We start from the raw sequence: 16175 nt of genomic DNA, 5'->3' as shown, positions 1-16175 counted from the left end.
ATTTAATTTTGAACCATAACTTAAAACATATAGTATGGAACTCATCGGCAAAAAAATTGCAGAGATAAGAAAGCAAAAAGGATTAACACAAGAGGAAGTTTCGGAGCTTGCGAAGATAAACCTGCGTACGTTGCAGCGTATTGAAAAAAGCGATACTGAACCCAGAGGTAACAGTCTAAAGGGGATATGTGAAGCCTTAAAAATAAATATAGAAGACATTATTGACTATGGTAAATTTGAAGATAAAAATTACCTCATGTATTTGCATCTTTCGGTTATAGTATTTCTTTTTATACCTTTTGGTAACATCATATTACCACTTATTTTGTGGCTTAATAAGCGCGACAAAATAACACAGGTACAAAAACAGGGTGCTGATATTTTAAATTATCAGATACTATGGACGATTATAACGAATACAATTTTTGTTGGGTTTTGCCTGATGAAAATTACCCAGACATTTTCGATATGGCCATTAAAAAACCCTAACATATTAATATACATTTTCTTTTTTCTGTATACAATGAACTTTATATATCCAGTTGTAATTGCTATAATGATAAATAAAGGAATCATTAAAAACTTCTATCCCGTACCTTTTAGAATTATAAAATAAGAATGCTATGTTTGTATTCCTATATAATCCAAAATGACAAACTTAGAATATATTGCGGGACAGGTAACTGCCCCAAAAAAGAGTATTGAAGCTACCTTAAAGCTGTTATCTGAAGACTGTACAATTCCGTTTATTGCACGTTACCGTAAAGATGCAACCGGCAATCTTGATGAGGTAGTTATAGAGCAGATCGCCAAACTAAACCAGGGGTTTGAAGCTATCGTAAAACGTAAAGATGCTATTCTAAAAAGCATTACCGAACAGAATGCCCTTACGCCCGAATTATCGACTAAAATAAACAACAGTTTCGACCTTACCGAACTGGAAGATCTATACCTGCCCTTTAAAAAGAAAAAGAAGACCAGGGCCGACGCTGCCCGTGAAAAAGGACTTGAGCCACTGGCTAAAATAATCATGTCGCAAAATGCAGATGATATCGACTTTATTGCGTCGAAATACCTGAACGACAAGGTCGCCAATGAGGACGAAGCATTGCAGGGTGCACGCGATATTATCGCCGAGTGGATCAATGAGAATGTATACGTTCGTAAATCGCTCCGCCGAATTTTCGGCCGCAAAGCGGCTATTACCACTAAGATAACAAAGGCGGGTAAAGAAGACGAAAAGGCCAAGAAATTCGAGCAGTATTTTGACTGGTCAGAAAATCTGACTAAAGCCCCGTCACACAGGCTACTGGCTATGCTTCGTGCGGAAAATGAAGGTTTTATTAAGTTTAAAGTTGAAGTAGAAAACGAGGAAGCCATTGACCTGATGGAACAATCGGTTATAAAAAATAACCGCGACACCGCTGGCCAGCTAAAGCTGGCTATTGAGGACAGTTACAAGCGACTGCTGGCTCCTGCCATAAGCAACGAGGTATTGCAGGAGGCAAAGGCAAAGGCCGATGCTGTTGCTATTCAGGTTTTTGCAGGGAACTTAGGGCAGCTGCTGCTTGCCCCGCCATTGGGCGAAAAACGAATCCTTGCTATAGATCCCGGTTTCCGTACGGGTTGTAAAGTTGTCTGCCTTGACGAGAAAGGCGACCTGCTGTATAACGAAACGATATTTCCGCACTCACCACAGAACGAAACGGCTATTGCAATGAAGAAGATCCGTTCTATGGTAAATGCCTACAAGATCGATGCAATATCTATAGGTAACGGAACAGCATCGCGCGAAACGGAACATTTTATTAAAAAAATCGCTTTTGATAAACCATTGCAGGTATTCGTGGTAAGCGAAGCCGGGGCATCGGTATATTCGGCATCAAAAATTGCGAGGGAAGAATTTGGCAGTTACGATGTAACGGTTAGGGGAGCGGTATCTATCGGAAGACGATTAAGCGACCCGCTTGCCGAACTGGTAAAAATTGAACCGAAAGCCATAGGCGTAGGGCAGTACCAGCATGATGTAGATCAAAGTGCCCTTAAAGACGAATTAGACACCGTAGTAATGCGTTGTGTAAACTCGGTAGGGGTAAACCTTAATACGGCAAGTAAATCGCTCTTAGGCTATGTTTCGGGTATTGGAGAGAAGCTTGCCGAGAACATTGTGGCGTATAGAAGCGAAAACGGCCCGTTTGAAGACAGGAAACAGCTTAAAAAAGTTCCGAGGTTAGGGGAGAAGGCCTATCAGCAGGCAGCGGCATTCGTAAGGATTCCGAATGCAAAGAATCCGCTGGATAATTCTGCAGTACACCCGGAGGCTTATACCGTTGTTGAAAAAATGGCAAAAGACATGAAGCTGAAAACAGCCGACCTGATATCGAACAAAGAAGCGATCGCAAAAGTGCCTGCCGATAAATATGTTACCGATACTATCGGGTTGTTAGGACTAAAAGATATCCTGAAAGAACTTGAAAAACCGGGTCTTGATCCGCGTAAATCAGCTAAGGTTTTTGAATTTGACCCAAGTATAAGAACTATCGCCGACCTGCGTACAGGTATGGTTTTACCGGGCATTGTAAACAACATTACCAACTTTGGCTGCTTTGTAGATATAGGCGTTAAAGAAAGTGGCCTTGTACACATCTCCCAGCTTAAAGAAGGTTTTGTAAGCGATGTAAATGAGGTGGTGAAATTACACCAGCATGTACAGGTAAAAGTAGTCGAGGTCGACGAAGCCAGAAAGAGGATTCAGTTGACTATGATATTGTAGAATATAAAAAACAAACCCCGCTAAGAATATCAGCGGGGTTTGTTCATTTATAGCATTTAGCGATTTATGGCATGCTAATTTCGTTGGACCAAATCACTTTTTTGCGTTCATTGACATTATCACTATGGGTTAACCAATGTTTTTCATCAGCAAGTAGTATCAGATCGTATCCTATTTTAAATTTTAAAGGTATATTTTCTTTAGAGTGTTTTACCATTAAACTCAATACAACGGTAGTACTTTTCCCGGGAGGTATTGACAAACGCTGAGGTACATTTTTATCGCACTCGCTAACAGGAATATTAAGTTTTTTGGTATTAATGGTGTAAAAATCCTGCCATGAGCAGGACATGCTCGTATAATGCAATGTATCTTTTGATGTATTTGAAAGTGTTACCGGAATTTCCCAGAACACGTCGTTACCTTTTTTAACCACTTTACCCTTGGTAATGGTTAGCAAATTGTTTTTGGCAAAATTTTTCTGAGCGTTGGCGCCGTTCGTAAAACAGATAACCAACAGGATAAGTAGTACTTTCTTCATATACAAAAACAAAACCCGCTAATATTCTTAGCGGGTTTTTAAATAACTATATAAATAAAAAATTATAGTTTGTTCTCGTCATTTGACTGTTTTCTTGCAGAAGTCTGATGGTTTTCACCATCTTTAGCAGCGTTCTTGAATTCTTTAATACCAGAGCCAAGCCCTTTCATTAATTCAGGAATTTTTTTGCCTCCAAATAATAGAAGCACAACAGCTATGATTAATATTATTTCGAAGGTTCCTAATTTTCCCATGACAACAAGTATTAGATTAAAAGACAAAGTTAATTATAAAAGTAATTACAACAACTATTTACGACATATTTTTGACTTTGGTTTTGGTTAAATAAAATAAAATTATTAAAACCTTGTTAGTTTATAAGAATGTTTACAATAGATAAAATAATAAAATAGGGCAGTATTAGTATATTTGTCAATTAAAGAGTTAGTATGTGCGCAAAGAGGCTTAAAAGGCAGATAATCAAAAAAAAGCTGTTCACCAAAAACCGTTTGGTGATACTGAATGAGGAAACTTTTGAAGAACTGTTTTCTTTCAAGCTTAACCTTATGAATGTATTTGTAGCCATTACATCTATAAGTATCGTAATGATTGCCCTTACTACCTATATTATTGCTTTTACTCCCCTAAGGGAGTATATTCCCGGATATGCTTCAACCAAGTTAAAACGTGAAGCTACCGAAAATGCCATCAAAAGCGATTCGCTTCAAAAGGTTATAGATGAGAACAGTGTTTACCTGGCATCTATTAAAAAAGTACTTACTGGCGATCTTGAACACACTAAGCTTAGCCGTGACTCCATACAGCCTGCCGACCAAAAAGACCTTAGTAAGGTAGATCCCGGGCCGTCTGAAGCCGATAAAAAACTACGTGAAGAAGTTGCCCTTGAAGATAAATACAATCTTTTTGAACAGGCAAAACCTAAGGTAAGCCTGGTGCTTTTCCCTCCGGTTAAAGGACATATTACAGAACCTTACAGCTCTAAAAATAAACACTTCGCGGTGGATATTGCCCTTGCTAAAGACACTCCGATTAAGGCTGTGGCAGCGGGAACAGTTATCTTGGCCGACTGGACGCCTACTAATGGCAATGTAATAATAATTCGCCATAACGATGGTATTATATCGGCATACAAACATGCGGCATCGCTTACCAAAGGACAGGGAGATATTGTAAAATCGGGAGAGGTTATTGCCATGGCCGGTTCTACAGGAACACAATCTACAGGTGTTCATCTTCATTTTGAGCTTTGGAAAGACGGTTACCCAATTAATCCTAACCAATTTATCGACTTTGAATAATATGAGAGATTTTCTAGATAATACATTTCTTCTTGCGTTACTATTCTCAATTACTTTTTTGATTACAGCAGCTATATTGTATTTTTTTCCGCGTAAGCGAGTTAATCATTTTTACGGATATCGTACGCCATTATCAATAAGATCTCAGGAGCGATGGGATTTTTCTCAGAAATATTGTTCTGTACAAATGACAAAGGCTGCTGTTGCAGTAATTATAATATCCTTTTTTGGGTTGCTTTTGCCAAAATCTGAAACTATGCGTTTATTTGGTTCAGTTTTTATTGTATTTGCAGCTATAACATATATGTATTCAACAACTGAATCGGCACTTAGGAAACGATTCATAGAATCAAAAAATTAAACGATGTCTTTAAAAACGATTGGTGCTAAACTATTTGCTAGTATACTACACAGAAGTACACAAAAGTGGGCTAAAAACCCTGTGGAAACACAGCAAAAGGTTTTTGAGAAACTTCTCGCGGATGCTAAGAACACACAGTTTGGTATGGATCATAACTTTTCTGCTATACAGTCGTATGCAGATTTTTCTGCCAATGTGCCTGTCCGGGATTATGAGGGGCTAAAAACCTACGTTGATAAAGTTGTACATGGCGAAGAAAATGTACTATGGCCGGGTAAACCTGTTTATTTTGCTAAGACATCGGGTACGACATCGGGAGCTAAATACATTCCGCTTACTAAAGAGTCTATGCCTTATCATATCAAGGCTGCACGTAATGCCATACTGGCGTATGTGTATGAAACAGGTAAAGCCGATTTTGTAGACGGTAAGATGATCTTCCTGCAGGGAAGCCCTGTTCTGGATGAGAAGAACGGTATAAAGTTTGGCAGGCTTTCGGGTATTGTTGCCCATTATGTACCGGCTTATCTTCAAAAAAACCGTATGCCAAGCTGGGAAACCAATGTTATAGACGATTGGGAAACCAAAGTTGACGCTATAGTAGGCGAAACCTATAACGAAGATATGGCTGTTATATCGGGCATACCATCATGGGTACAAATGTATTTTGAAAAATTAAATCAAAAAGAAGGCCGCAAAGTTGGCGACATCTTTAAAAACTTTAGCCTGTTTATATATGGAGGGGTAAACTACGAACCTTACCGCGCCAAATTTGAAAGCCTTATTGGAAGAAAAGTAGACAGTATAGAACTTTTCCCGGCATCCGAGGGCTTTTTTGCCTACCAGGATTCACAAAAAGAAAAGGGTATGCTTTTGCTGCTTAACTCCGGCATATTCTATGAATTTATAAAGGCTGATGCGTTTTTTACCGAGAATCCGCGTCGTTATACTATAGGCGAAGTAGAAACAGGTATAAATTATGCGCTTATTATTTCTACCAATGCAGGGCTATGGGCATACAATATTGGCGATACAATTCAGTTTACATCTGTTAGTCCGTACAGGGTAATAGTTACGGGCAGAATAAAGCATTATATATCTGCTTTTGGAGAGCATGTTATCGGCAAAGAGGTAGAAACTGCCCTTAAAGAAGCAATGCAGGATACCGGGGTTAGCGTTAATGAATTTAGCGTTGCACCACAAATTAATCCTGAAAATGGTTTGCCTTATCATGAATGGCTTATTGAATTTGAAAATGAGCCTGAAGATATGGCCGCTTTTGCATTGAAAATAGATGCTTCTATGCGAAAACAGAATGTTTATTATGACGATTTAATAGTAGGTAATGTTTTACGCACAGTTGTGATTACACCGGTGCAAAAAAATGGTTTCCAGGAATATATGAAATCTATTGGTAAACTGGGTGGGCAAAATAAACTGCCCAGATTAGCAAACGACCGCAAAATTGCCGATTTTTTTAAATAGCAGGAAGCAACTATTTGCTGTTTTTGTCATCCTACAGAGTAGTTAGAGCGAACCAATCAACTAAAAATAAAAATCCTACATTTGGCGTAGGTAAAAAAATGCAGGGTATAAAAAACATATCACGATCGAGGGCGCAAGAGTCTTCAGCTGCCATAGAGAGGCTGTATATTACTATGCGCCATCTTTTTAACCGCGGTTTTTACAAACCAATGGGTGTATCGGGAGACAATCTTCGTGAGGCATTACTATCGCTTCGCCCCGAAATTTATGGTTCTATCGCAGAAGAAAAAGCAGAGCTTAATGGGCTGTTGTATGTAATAGAACGGCTTCCTGTTGGAATTGAAGAATGCAGGTTTGTTAACCTTACGTCAGACGAAGGCTATTCAAAATCGCATTTTAAAGCAATTGTTCCGCCCAAGAGAAAACGAAACTGTTATCGTATAGATGACGAGCAGATGAACGTGGAAATTACCCGAGGAAGATCTGACATTTACGATATACTTACCCACCTGACTTTTATTTATATAGAATCGCATAAGATTAAAAATCGTGTGATTATAGATGATAATGGCGAGATAGCCCGCGACTGGCTAAAGCTGGAACAGGTTATTCAGGACAATAAAAAGCTTAACCTTATAGAGCGGGAACAGGCTATATCTCATGCATCAAGCATCTTAGGCAGAACCTTTGCCGAGATAACCGATATTTATGATGCATTTGGAACCACTGCAGCGCCAGACAGGTTTTTACATGTTATTTACTGGCTTGGAAAACTTGCTATTGAAGAGTCTTTAGGAGGTGCCAAGCGGACTATAACGTTTAGCCCGATACTTAGAGAAAGGCTGGGCCACCATATTCATGGAGAAATATGGGCTGATAATATAAAAATGGTGCTTAAGCAAAATGGTTTGCTGGAAAGGCCTATACACATAATAAGTGCCAATATGCACAGTGTTATGAACTCTATTTTTGCGCCTGCTGTGCTTAAGTCTAAATTTAAAGACAAGACCGATTTTTATATATTCGAGGAATTAAGCAAAACCAACAGTGATGCGCTTAGGAACAAGGTAGAAGAAGCTGCACTTAAAAATGGTATGATAGCTATGCCCGATACATCGGGTACTAATATAGATGTGCAGATATTTGATACCGCAAAGATAGATTTTACCAAAACGGCTTTTCCGAATGTGAAAACTGAAGGAGAAAAACCGGTTATCGTGGTAATGGATTATGCTTTTGGAGAGCAGGCCTATGAAACAATAGACGAGTTGCTAAAACCTTTTAAAGAAGGTAAGCTGCGAACATTTTTAAATGTTGAGTCGGTTTCTATAATGGGAAAAGCCGGTATACTGGAAGGTGCAAAAGGAGATATAATGATACCTTCTGCACATATAAACGAAGGTACAGGTGATAATTACCCTTTTGAAAATGAACTGACTGCTGAGATGTTTGAAGGGCAGGGCATACCTGTTTATAGTGGTCCAATGGTATCGGTTTTGGGTACATCGCTTCAAAACAGGGATTTACTGAAGTTTTTTAATGAATCTACCTGGGGTGTAATAGGGCTGGAAATGGAAGGTGCTTATTATCAAAAAGCTATACAATCTGCCTCAAAAATAAGAAAGAGTATTAATCCCAATGTAAAGGTAAGATATGCATACTATGCTTCAGATAATCCGTTGGAAACCGGTAGTACACTGGCCTCAGGCGGGCTGGGCACTACGGGTGTAAAACCAACATATATAATTACGATTAAAATTTTAGAACAAATTTTCAACCTATAATATACCAATGGCAAACTCTACTAGTACCGATAATCAGGATATTGATTTAGGGCAATTATCTAAAAAGGTAAAAAATTATTTTTCAAGTCTTAACGATGCTATTTTTGATGGTATTCTTTTTATTAAAAGAAATATCATTGTACTTGTTATACTAATTGTAATTGGTGCCGCATTAGGATATTATAAAGACAAAACCTCTAACATTTTTGAACAGAAAATATTTGTTATACCAAATTTTGGAAGCGTAGATTATCTATACGAGGAGATAGAAAACATGTCATCAAAAATAAGAAGGGAAGATCCTGAATTTATGAAAGTTTCGGGTTTTAAAAATGCAGATAAATTTTTAAAGATTGATATTAAGCCTGTTGTAGAGATATATGACTTTATTGAAGATAAAGATGTTGATGAGGATGACAGGAAGTTTCAACTGTTTAGATTGATCTCTGAAAATGGGGACATGAAAAAAATACTGGAAGATAAAACCACTGCCAGACATTATAAAAACCACATTATTACCATAACCACAAGTGGCGAAACTGAGAAGTCTGAAATGGTAGATCCTATTTTAAAATATTTCAACAGCAATTCTTATTTCCTTAAGATGAAAGAGGAATATGTAAATAATCTTAACCTAAAGATAATTGCTAACGATACTGTAATTAAACAGATAGATGCCGTACTAAATGGCTTTAGCAACAAAGGAAAAAATGGTAACTTAATGTATTATAATGATAATACCGAATTAAGTGAGGTAATAAAATATAAGAACAAATTAACGAAAGAACAGGGCCAAAACAGGATTGACAAGGTTAATTACTCTGATGTTGTAAAAGATGGAGGAACACTTTTAAATATATATGGTAAAACATTTACTAGTGGAAGAATGAAATTTATAGTTCCCTTGCTATTTGTACTTGCATTTATTGGAGGTGTACAGTTTAGAAACTTTTACAGAAAACAATCTAATAAGAGAAAGTCTGTTATTGTTTAATATATTGGTTATCAAACACAAAGTTTTACACCGTAATAACAATTGCAGCATAGCATGATAGGTAAGCTAAAAAGATTTATACATTCGCCAGATAAGAAAACACTTCTCAAGAATTTTTTCTCATTGTCGGTTCTTCAGGGCTTAAACCTGGTTTTACCGCTGCTTACATATCCATATCTTATACGTGTACTTGGGGTAGATAATCTCGGGCTGCTATTTTTTGCTACAGCACTTATAACTTATTTTCAGGTGCTTACAGATTATAGCTTTAATATGACTGCAACCAAAGATATTGCTGTAAATATTGATGATAAGCAGAAGTTACAGGAAATTTTTAATGATGTTTTTTCATCTAAAATGTTTTTACTGGGGCTCAGTTTTATTATACTTTGCGTATTGCTTTTGTTTGTGCCGTATTTTCAGAAAAACCGTCTTATCTATTTATTAACCTTTGGCAACATAATTGGGTTAAGCCTTTTTCCGGTGTGGTTTTTTCAGGGTATACAGAAGATGAAGTATATTACATATATAAACTTCTTTTCTAAAATAGTATTTACCGCAGCTATTTTTGTGTTTGTAAAGAAAAGTGAAGACGTGTGGATGGCACCACTTTTTACTGCCTTAGGTTATATAACAGCGGGTATATTGTCGTTGTTCTACCTTATTAAAGACTTTAAAATCCGCATACAAAGACAATCGTTCATCAGGGTAAAAGAGCAAATTATAATGGGTAGATATCTGTTTTTATCTGAACTTAAAATAACCCTTTTTACAAATACCAATGTTATACTGCTCGGTTTTATTGCAGGTAATGCCGCTGTGGGTTATTTTTCATCGGCAGAAAAACTGGTTAGGGCAGCAGGTAATTTTTATACACCTTTTACACTTGCACTTTTTCCATACATGTCTAAAGAAATGCACAATGATACAATAGGTGCGTACAGATCTGTTGTAAAAATATCAAAGGCAGGGACACTATTGTTTTTAGTGTTTTTAGTGCCGGCATATATTTTTTCGGAAGAGATTATAACGCTTGTTTACGGCAATGAAATGCAAAATAGCGTACTTATATTCAGAATATTGCTATTTATACCTATAGCGTCTTTCCTGGATAATATGTTTGGCAAGCAAATACTGCTAAATCTGGGTAAAGACAAATATTACTTTAATGTAATTTTGGCTGCCACGGTATGTAACATTATTCTTAATGTGTTTTTAACATATTACTATAGTTACAAGGGAACTGCGGTATCTTTAGTGGTAACGCAATTGATTATAGATGTTGGTATGTATTATTATGCCCGCAGAGAAATAAACAGGTATAAATTAACAATTCAGGATGCATAGTATAGAACCTAAAGTAAGTATAGTAATACCGGTTTATAATGCAGCGCCTTTTATTGAGGAATGCATACAATCGTTAACGAACCAAACGCTTGCCGCTTGCGAGTTTATATTTATAAACGACGGCTCTCAGGACGGTAGTGCGCAGATAATTGAAGAATATAGCCAAAAAGATAATAGGATCATACTTATAAACCAACAAAACCAAGGTATAAGTACTGCGCGCAATACTGGCGTAAACAAAGCTAAAGGCGAGTATATAGGTTTTCTGGATAATGACGACTATATAAAAGCCGATATGCTTGAGGTTTTGTACAGCAGGGCCAAATTGCATGATTTAGATATAGTTGTTTCTAAAACTATTTTAGGGCGCGATAACAAATACATTATTAAAGAATCTATATATCCGGTTGACAAGGTTTATAATGCAGCGTTTATACAGGGCAATATTATACCTGACCTTTTAAAAAGGGAAGATCTTTTTGCGGTGTGGAATAAAATATACAAGCGCAGCCTTGTTGAACAGTACCATGTGAGATTTCCTGAAAACAGGAATATAGAAGAAGACAGCATGTTTAACTTTCAGGCTTTTAATAAAGCTGCCAAGGTTGAATTCTTAGATTACAGCGGCTATTACTACCGGGATGTTGCTATAAACGAATCCCGTAAATTTATAGAGCGCGATTATTTTCAGAGAGCTGTAGAACGATATCATTTTGATTATAAAAACGAAATTGGACTTACTATTGACGATAGTACTCTTGAGAGACTAAAATCTCTACGTTTACTGCATAGAGTGTTTTATCTTATTTTTAGATGCGCTACAGATAAGAATAGCCCTAAGTCGGTTCGTAAGGCTTACATACAAAAAATGGTTGTTCACGATGATATACGCAAAATAGTAGCTAAATATTCTCCGGAAGATTTGGAGGTTTATGGTACATATCAAAAATTGGTATTGAACATTATTAAAAAACAGGCGTTATCAAAACTTACATTCTTAACATGGATAATAGGGATGGTATATTCCCCACGACTATCTGAGATGTTGAGGTTATTAAACAAAAAATAAAAAGATAAGCATGTTAAAGCAGCTATATACGATACTTTTCTTTTTAGGCTTATTCTTTTTTGCCTTCAACGAATTTGAAGGCATACCTGCATTGGGAGAATTTCAAAATGAGGCAGGTGCTTTTTTCTTCTTAGCCGGATTTGTTGTTTTATTGCTACATGGAAAAGTAGGCTTACCAACTAAGAGTCCGTTATTCTGGTTGTTAATTGCCTTTTTACTTTGGTGCCTGGTGGCAACACTATTTAACCTGCCAACTGTACTTAATAGTTATTTTAAATACACAGGAGGGTTAAACAGATTTATACGACAGTATATTTCGCTTTTGCTGTCATGTATAGTGTTTTTTACATTGTACTGGAATGTAATTAAGAACATGACTGTTACAGACATACTTTTAAAGATTAGAAAAGTATTTTTCTTATCACTTATAGTAGCCTCTGCTTACGGTTTTATTGAAACAGTATATGTGGTATTTCACATAGGTCCGGCATATACTATATTAAAATTATTTGGCTATTTGCCATTCCTTGAGCCTAAAGTGCATGTAGACAGGATTTCATCTATTTCTTATGAACCGCCTTTTCTTGCCATATATCTTATAACCGTCGCAGGATGGATGTTTAGTTATATTATTACAGAAAAGCGCTGGTTTAAATTTATACCCGGTCTGGCAGTGCTTGTTCTTACTTATTTCTCTGGATCAAGAACAGCTTTACTTGTAATATTTATACAATTGGGAGTGTTTCTTTCTTTTTTATACAAAACGCCAAAGTATAGAAAATATATAGGTTATGCTGCAGGATTTGTAGTATTTGCAGCAATAGCATTGCTGGCCTATAATGCCGAAAAAGTAATAAAATCGGTAGAAACAAAACTAGAATCATTAAACTTTAAAGACAATTTAGCCAACAACGTGTCTAACCAGTCCCGTTTTGGTATGCAATATGCGTCGCTTAAAGTTTGGGAAGAAAACCCTGTTGAAGGTGTTGGATTTGGACAGCAAACATATCATAGCAGGCATCATTATCCGGGATGGGCAACACGTAATAATTACGAGTTTGATTTGTTTTATAAAAACCCAAAAGAGAAATCTTTTCCTCCGGGTTATAATATATACACCAGGCTTTTAGCAGAGACCGGTTTGGTAGGAACACTAATTTTTGTATTCATTATTTACCTTTCCATAAAAAAATCAAGATTTTTGGCTAGAGTTAAAGATGGGGACGAGAAGGTGCTGGCAATGATATTACTTATAACATTTACAGGGTTTGCCATCAACTGGCTTCAAATAGACACTTTTAGAATGTACGGCTTTTGGCTTTCTTTGGCAGTACTTATTAAATTAAACAGTAATAAGGTTATAACCAATGAATAAAGCAATTCTTTTAATTCCACATTATAATAATCCGGAAGGATTAATAGCATCTGTAGGCTCCATCGACAGGTCTGAACAAATAGATGTTTTGGTTGTAGACGACGGAAGCGTAAAAAATAAGCTAACGGAACAAGATGTTATTTCGGCGTTTACTGGTAATGGAGAAGTGTATTTTATTTATTTAGAAGAAAACAGCGGTATAGAACATGCTCTTAACAGAGGGCTTCAATATGTTATTGAAGTTAAGAAATATAAATATATTGCGCGGTTAGACAGCGGCGACTATTGCCTTGGGAAAAGGTTTGCCATACAACAGGAGTTTTTAGAAATAAATCCTGATATAAAGATGGTAGGCAGTAACGTAATTGCTGCAGATACTAATGGCAACTTTTTGTATAACATTATTATGCCTGAAAAAACGCGAGAGATTAGAAACAAAATGTTTTTAAATGCTATGTTTATACACCCAACGGTTATGTTTTGTACTGATATATTGCCTCAAACAGGTTTGTATCCGGTGAACAGGAAATCGGCGGAGGATTATGCATTCTTCTTTATAATATCAAACAAGTTTAAGACGGCAAATATTCAGCAGTTTTTGGTTAAGATAGAAATTAATCCGTCCGGTATTTCTATATCACGTAGAAAGCAACAGGTGGGCAGTAGAATAAAGGTAATACAGGATAATTTTTATTTTGGGTTTTATCCATTATATGGCCTTGCCAGAAATATACTTTTATATATTATGCCTAATAGCATTATACAGTTTCTAAAAAGGAAAAAGGGGTAATGAAAAGAATAGCATCATCGGCATACGATTATATTTTTGCAATGTTATTGCTGATACTCCCTTTTGGTAATGCATTGCCTAATATCGCAATTGCCCTGCTTATTATTTGCTACGCTATAAATTTTAAGAATACAGATTATAAAAGGCTTAAGCATTATCCAGTATATATCTATTATGCATTCCTTGCTTATTTTTTTATACGGGGGGCTTTTACACAAAGTTTATTTACAGAATGGAATATTCATAAAAAGTTTATTATACTCTTGCTTATGCCTTTGCTTTTTATAAAAGTAAGGAGGGTGGCTGTTATAAAAGCAGGTGCTATAGCCGGGGTTATGGCTACTATTGCGATAACGTTATTTCTGTCGGCAAGATACTACCTGCAATTTGGCGGACTTCCTTTTGGCAATGGAGACGTGGTAAATACACTAATCCCTATGGAGCGCCCTTACGCAGGTTTTTATGCCGTGGCGGGGGCAATATTCTCTTTTAGCCTGATAACGCAATACAAGCGCTGCAAATGGCTGCTTATTGTTTGTGGAATCGTTTCAGTAGCATTCATAATACTTATCTCTGCGAGAATTTCTTTCTTAACACTTATTGTTTTAGGAATTGTATATCTGTTATTTTATTTGTCGGTGTCGCCGCTAAAGAAATTTATAATAATTGCTGTGGGTTTAGGTGTTGTAGTAGCAGTATTTATGTTTAATAAAAATATTGCCGAAAGGTTTTTTATAAAAGAGAATATAAAAGAATCGCTTGCTGTAGCTTCTGATTATGAGCCAAGGTTGGTAATATGGCCCTGTGCTTATGAGCTTGCCAACAGAGACGATTTTAATGTACTGTTTGGGTATGAAAACAATACTACGATTGTAAATAATTATTTGGAATGCTATACCCAAAAAATAGAAAATGAGTCGAAAAAAGACTATTTCACAGCGTCGAAATTTAACTCTCATAACCAGTTTATAGACTTTTACTTAAGTGAAGGCCTGATTGGTTTTTTATTGTTTTTTGCGTTTTGCGTTTCGCTATTATATACTATACGAAGAAGTTTTCCAGATACGGCATTACTGCTGTCTCTTATATTTTTTTTACTGGTAGAGAATGTATTGCACCGCCAAACGGGGTGCTATATTTTTAGTATCTTTGCCGCACTGCTATTGATGAGAAATACGAAGGATTGATGACGAAAATTAAAGTTGCCCATATACTGCATTCTGTAGGTGGTGTGGATGTTTCCCTTAGACTGATTTTAGAACATATTGATGACGAAAAGTTTGAAAGTATTGTTATTCAGGGTACAAAAGATAATGACACCCCTTTTCATGATATAAGCAAAAACTCGATAAGAAACTACAGGATCCCTATATTCAGGGAAATATCTCCTGTACAGGATTTTAAAGCTATTCGTACGGCTTATAAAATCGTGAAAAAAGAGAAACCCCATGTAATTCATGCACATAGTGCAAAGGGCGGCGTTATTGGCAGGGTGGTAGGCATGCTTACTAAAACCCCATCGCTATATACGCCACAGGCGTTTAGTTATCTAAGCACCGACAATCCTAAAAAGAGGAGTGTATACCTTGCAATAGAAAGGTTTTTCAAAAAAGGAAACAGCCGTATACTTGCATCGTCAGAATCAGAGAAACAAAGGGCACTGAAAGAAGTAGGAATTCCTGAAAATAAAGTACTACTGTACAATAACAGCATTTTACCAATAAATAGTATACAGCCGCTATCTGTACCTAAAACATGGCCGGATGAATACATTTGTACTGTTGGAAGGCCATCATATCAAAAAAACACCGAACTGCTGGTAAAAGCAGTTTACGAAATTAAAAAACAGCGTAATGTTCATTTAGTGCTTATGGGCGTTGGATACCATTACAGCGAATTGGACACTGTTGTAAAACTTATCGAAGAGCTTGATCTTACCGATAACATTACCATGCTGCCCTGGACATCGCGCGAGGATGTTTTTAATATCGTTAAGCATGCTCAGGTATATGTCTCAACTTCACGCTACGAAGGGCTTCCTTATAGCGTAATAGAAGCCATTGCTCTTGCAAAAGCTTGCGTGGTTAGCGATTGCGATGGCAACCGCGATCTAATAATCGACGGTTACAACGGATTTGTAATTAAAGATGAAAATCCGGAATTGTACAGTGGTAAAATTATAGCGTTGCTTGAAGATGATACGTTAAGAGAAAAATTCTCGTTTAATGCAAAAGTATTCTTTGATGAGAATTTTGATGTAAATAAAAACATCAGAAAAATTGAAGACATTTATACAAAAGTAAAAAATAACCAACTGTAGGCTAATAAGTAGTGTGC

The 16175-nt window shown here is 36.5% G+C and carries 14 protein-coding genes and 1 pseudogene; 12 read left to right on the top strand and 3 right to left on the bottom strand.

Annotation, left to right across the window (positions count from 1 at the left end; all coding sequences use genetic code 11):
• Positions 1 to 34: 34 nt before the first annotated feature.
• Together ALW18_10130 and ALW18_10125 are read left to right on the top strand one after the other, a co-directional pair.
• On the top strand, positions 35 to 616 hold the full coding sequence (locus tag ALW18_10130) for a DNA-binding protein (protein AOE52836.1): 582 nt from the start codon (positions 35 to 37) through the stop codon (positions 614 to 616).
• Between the two features lie 33 nt (positions 617 to 649).
• Positions 650 to 2773 (top strand): RNA-binding protein, encoded by a 2124-nt coding sequence (locus ALW18_10125; protein ID AOE52835.1) that lies wholly within the window; start codon positions 650 to 652, stop codon positions 2771 to 2773.
• Positions 2774 to 2837: 64 nt separating this feature from the next.
• Here the strand turns inward: ALW18_10125 and ALW18_10120 are convergent, their stop codons facing one another.
• On the bottom strand, positions 2838 to 3314 hold the full coding sequence (locus ALW18_10120) for a hypothetical protein (protein AOE52834.1): 477 nt from the start codon (positions 3312 to 3314) through the stop codon (positions 2838 to 2840).
• A gap of 62 nt (positions 3315 to 3376) precedes the next feature.
• The gene (locus ALW18_10115; protein AOE52833.1) at positions 3377 to 3568 is read right to left on the bottom strand and encodes a preprotein translocase subunit TatA; all 192 of its coding nucleotides are present in this window, start codon (positions 3566 to 3568) and stop codon (positions 3377 to 3379) included.
• 195 nt (positions 3569 to 3763) lie between these two features.
• Here ALW18_10115 and ALW18_10110 point away from each other — a divergent pair, with 195 nt between their 5' ends.
• Positions 3764 to 4633 (top strand): peptidase M23, encoded by an 870-nt coding sequence (locus ALW18_10110; protein ID AOE52832.1) that lies wholly within the window; start codon positions 3764 to 3766, stop codon positions 4631 to 4633.
• A 165-nt stretch (positions 4634 to 4798) separates the two neighbouring features.
• On the opposite strand, the gene ALW18_10105 is transcribed toward ALW18_10110, so the two are convergent.
• Positions 4799 to 4978 carry a hypothetical protein gene (locus ALW18_10105; GenBank protein AOE52831.1) on the bottom strand — a complete coding sequence of 60 codons (180 nt, stop codon included), beginning with the start codon at positions 4976 to 4978 and terminating at the stop codon, positions 4799 to 4801.
• 19 nt (positions 4979 to 4997) lie between these two features.
• Here ALW18_10105 and ALW18_10100 point away from each other — a divergent pair, with 19 nt between their 5' ends.
• From ALW18_10100 to ALW18_10060, 9 genes and pseudogenes are all read left to right on the top strand, one after another.
• Positions 4998 to 6479, top strand: coding sequence for a hypothetical protein (locus ALW18_10100; GenBank protein AOE52830.1), 1482 nt, complete (start codon positions 4998 to 5000; stop codon positions 6477 to 6479).
• Between the two features lie 98 nt (positions 6480 to 6577).
• The gene (locus ALW18_10095) at positions 6578 to 8263 is read left to right on the top strand and encodes a hypothetical protein (protein AOE54377.1); all 1686 of its coding nucleotides are present in this window, start codon (positions 6578 to 6580) and stop codon (positions 8261 to 8263) included.
• Positions 8264 to 8270: 7 nt separating this feature from the next.
• On the top strand, positions 8271 to 9257 hold the full coding sequence (locus ALW18_10090; GenBank protein AOE52829.1) for a hypothetical protein: 987 nt from the start codon (positions 8271 to 8273) through the stop codon (positions 9255 to 9257).
• A gap of 54 nt (positions 9258 to 9311) precedes the next feature.
• Positions 9312 to 10604, top strand: a complete 1293-nt coding sequence (locus ALW18_10085) for a hypothetical protein (protein ID AOE52828.1) — start codon at positions 9312 to 9314, stop codon at positions 10602 to 10604.
• Positions 10597 to 11583 (top strand): annotated as a pseudogene (locus ALW18_10080) (hypothetical protein). Before ALW18_10085 ends, ALW18_10080 begins: the two are co-directional and overlap by 8 nt.
• A gap of 100 nt (positions 11584 to 11683) precedes the next feature.
• A complete protein-coding gene (locus ALW18_10075; GenBank protein ID AOE52827.1) occupies positions 11684 to 13048 on the top strand; it encodes a hypothetical protein in 1365 nt (454 codons plus the stop codon).
• Positions 13041 to 13838, top strand: coding sequence for a hypothetical protein (locus tag ALW18_10070; protein AOE52826.1), 798 nt, complete (start codon positions 13041 to 13043; stop codon positions 13836 to 13838). The genes ALW18_10075 and ALW18_10070 overlap by 8 nt, the downstream gene beginning before the upstream one ends.
• Positions 13838 to 15025 (top strand): hypothetical protein, encoded by a 1188-nt coding sequence (locus ALW18_10065; protein ID AOE52825.1) that lies wholly within the window; start codon positions 13838 to 13840, stop codon positions 15023 to 15025. The genes ALW18_10070 and ALW18_10065 overlap by 1 nt, the downstream gene beginning before the upstream one ends.
• Entirely contained in the window at positions 15025 to 16158 is a 1134-nt protein-coding gene (locus ALW18_10060; protein AOE52824.1) for an exopolysaccharide biosynthesis protein, read from the top strand. The genes ALW18_10065 and ALW18_10060 overlap by 1 nt, the downstream gene beginning before the upstream one ends.
• The last annotated feature ends 17 nt before the right edge of the window (positions 16159 to 16175 follow it).

This window comes from Flavobacterium psychrophilum (assembly GCA_001708385.1).
Lineage (GTDB): Bacteria > Bacteroidota > Bacteroidia > Flavobacteriales > Flavobacteriaceae > Flavobacterium > Flavobacterium psychrophilum_A.
Note: the sequence above shows the minus strand (reverse complement) of the source record. Positions and strands in the feature narration are given on the sequence as shown.

What these genes read in the sequence shown, in the direction of transcription:
- ALW18_10060 (AOE52824.1), top strand. Translation starts at nt 15,025, where the DNA reads ATGACGAAAATTAAAGTTGCCCATATACTGCATTCTGTAGGTGGTGTG.
- ALW18_10110 (AOE52832.1), top strand. Translation starts at nt 3,764, where the DNA reads ATGTGCGCAAAGAGGCTTAAAAGGCAGATAATCAAAAAAAAGCTGTTC.
- ALW18_10075 (AOE52827.1), top strand. Translation starts at nt 11,684, where the DNA reads ATGTTAAAGCAGCTATATACGATACTTTTCTTTTTAGGCTTATTCTTT.
- ALW18_10095 (AOE54377.1), top strand. Translation starts at nt 6,578, where the DNA reads ATGCAGGGTATAAAAAACATATCACGATCGAGGGCGCAAGAGTCTTCA.
- ALW18_10115 (AOE52833.1), bottom strand. Translation starts at nt 3,568, where the DNA reads ATGGGAAAATTAGGAACCTTCGAAATAATATTAATCATAGCTGTTGTG.
- ALW18_10100 (AOE52830.1), top strand. Translation starts at nt 4,998, where the DNA reads ATGTCTTTAAAAACGATTGGTGCTAAACTATTTGCTAGTATACTACAC.
- ALW18_10105 (AOE52831.1), bottom strand. Translation starts at nt 4,978, where the DNA reads ATGAATCGTTTCCTAAGTGCCGATTCAGTTGTTGAATACATATATGTT.
- ALW18_10090 (AOE52829.1), top strand. Translation starts at nt 8,271, where the DNA reads ATGGCAAACTCTACTAGTACCGATAATCAGGATATTGATTTAGGGCAA.
- ALW18_10125 (AOE52835.1), top strand. Translation starts at nt 650, where the DNA reads ATGACAAACTTAGAATATATTGCGGGACAGGTAACTGCCCCAAAAAAG.
- ALW18_10130 (AOE52836.1), top strand. Translation starts at nt 35, where the DNA reads ATGGAACTCATCGGCAAAAAAATTGCAGAGATAAGAAAGCAAAAAGGA.
- ALW18_10065 (AOE52825.1), top strand. Translation starts at nt 13,838, where the DNA reads ATGAAAAGAATAGCATCATCGGCATACGATTATATTTTTGCAATGTTA.
- ALW18_10120 (AOE52834.1), bottom strand. Translation starts at nt 3,314, where the DNA reads ATGAAGAAAGTACTACTTATCCTGTTGGTTATCTGTTTTACGAACGGC.
- ALW18_10085 (AOE52828.1), top strand. Translation starts at nt 9,312, where the DNA reads ATGATAGGTAAGCTAAAAAGATTTATACATTCGCCAGATAAGAAAACA.
- ALW18_10070 (AOE52826.1), top strand. Translation starts at nt 13,041, where the DNA reads ATGAATAAAGCAATTCTTTTAATTCCACATTATAATAATCCGGAAGGA.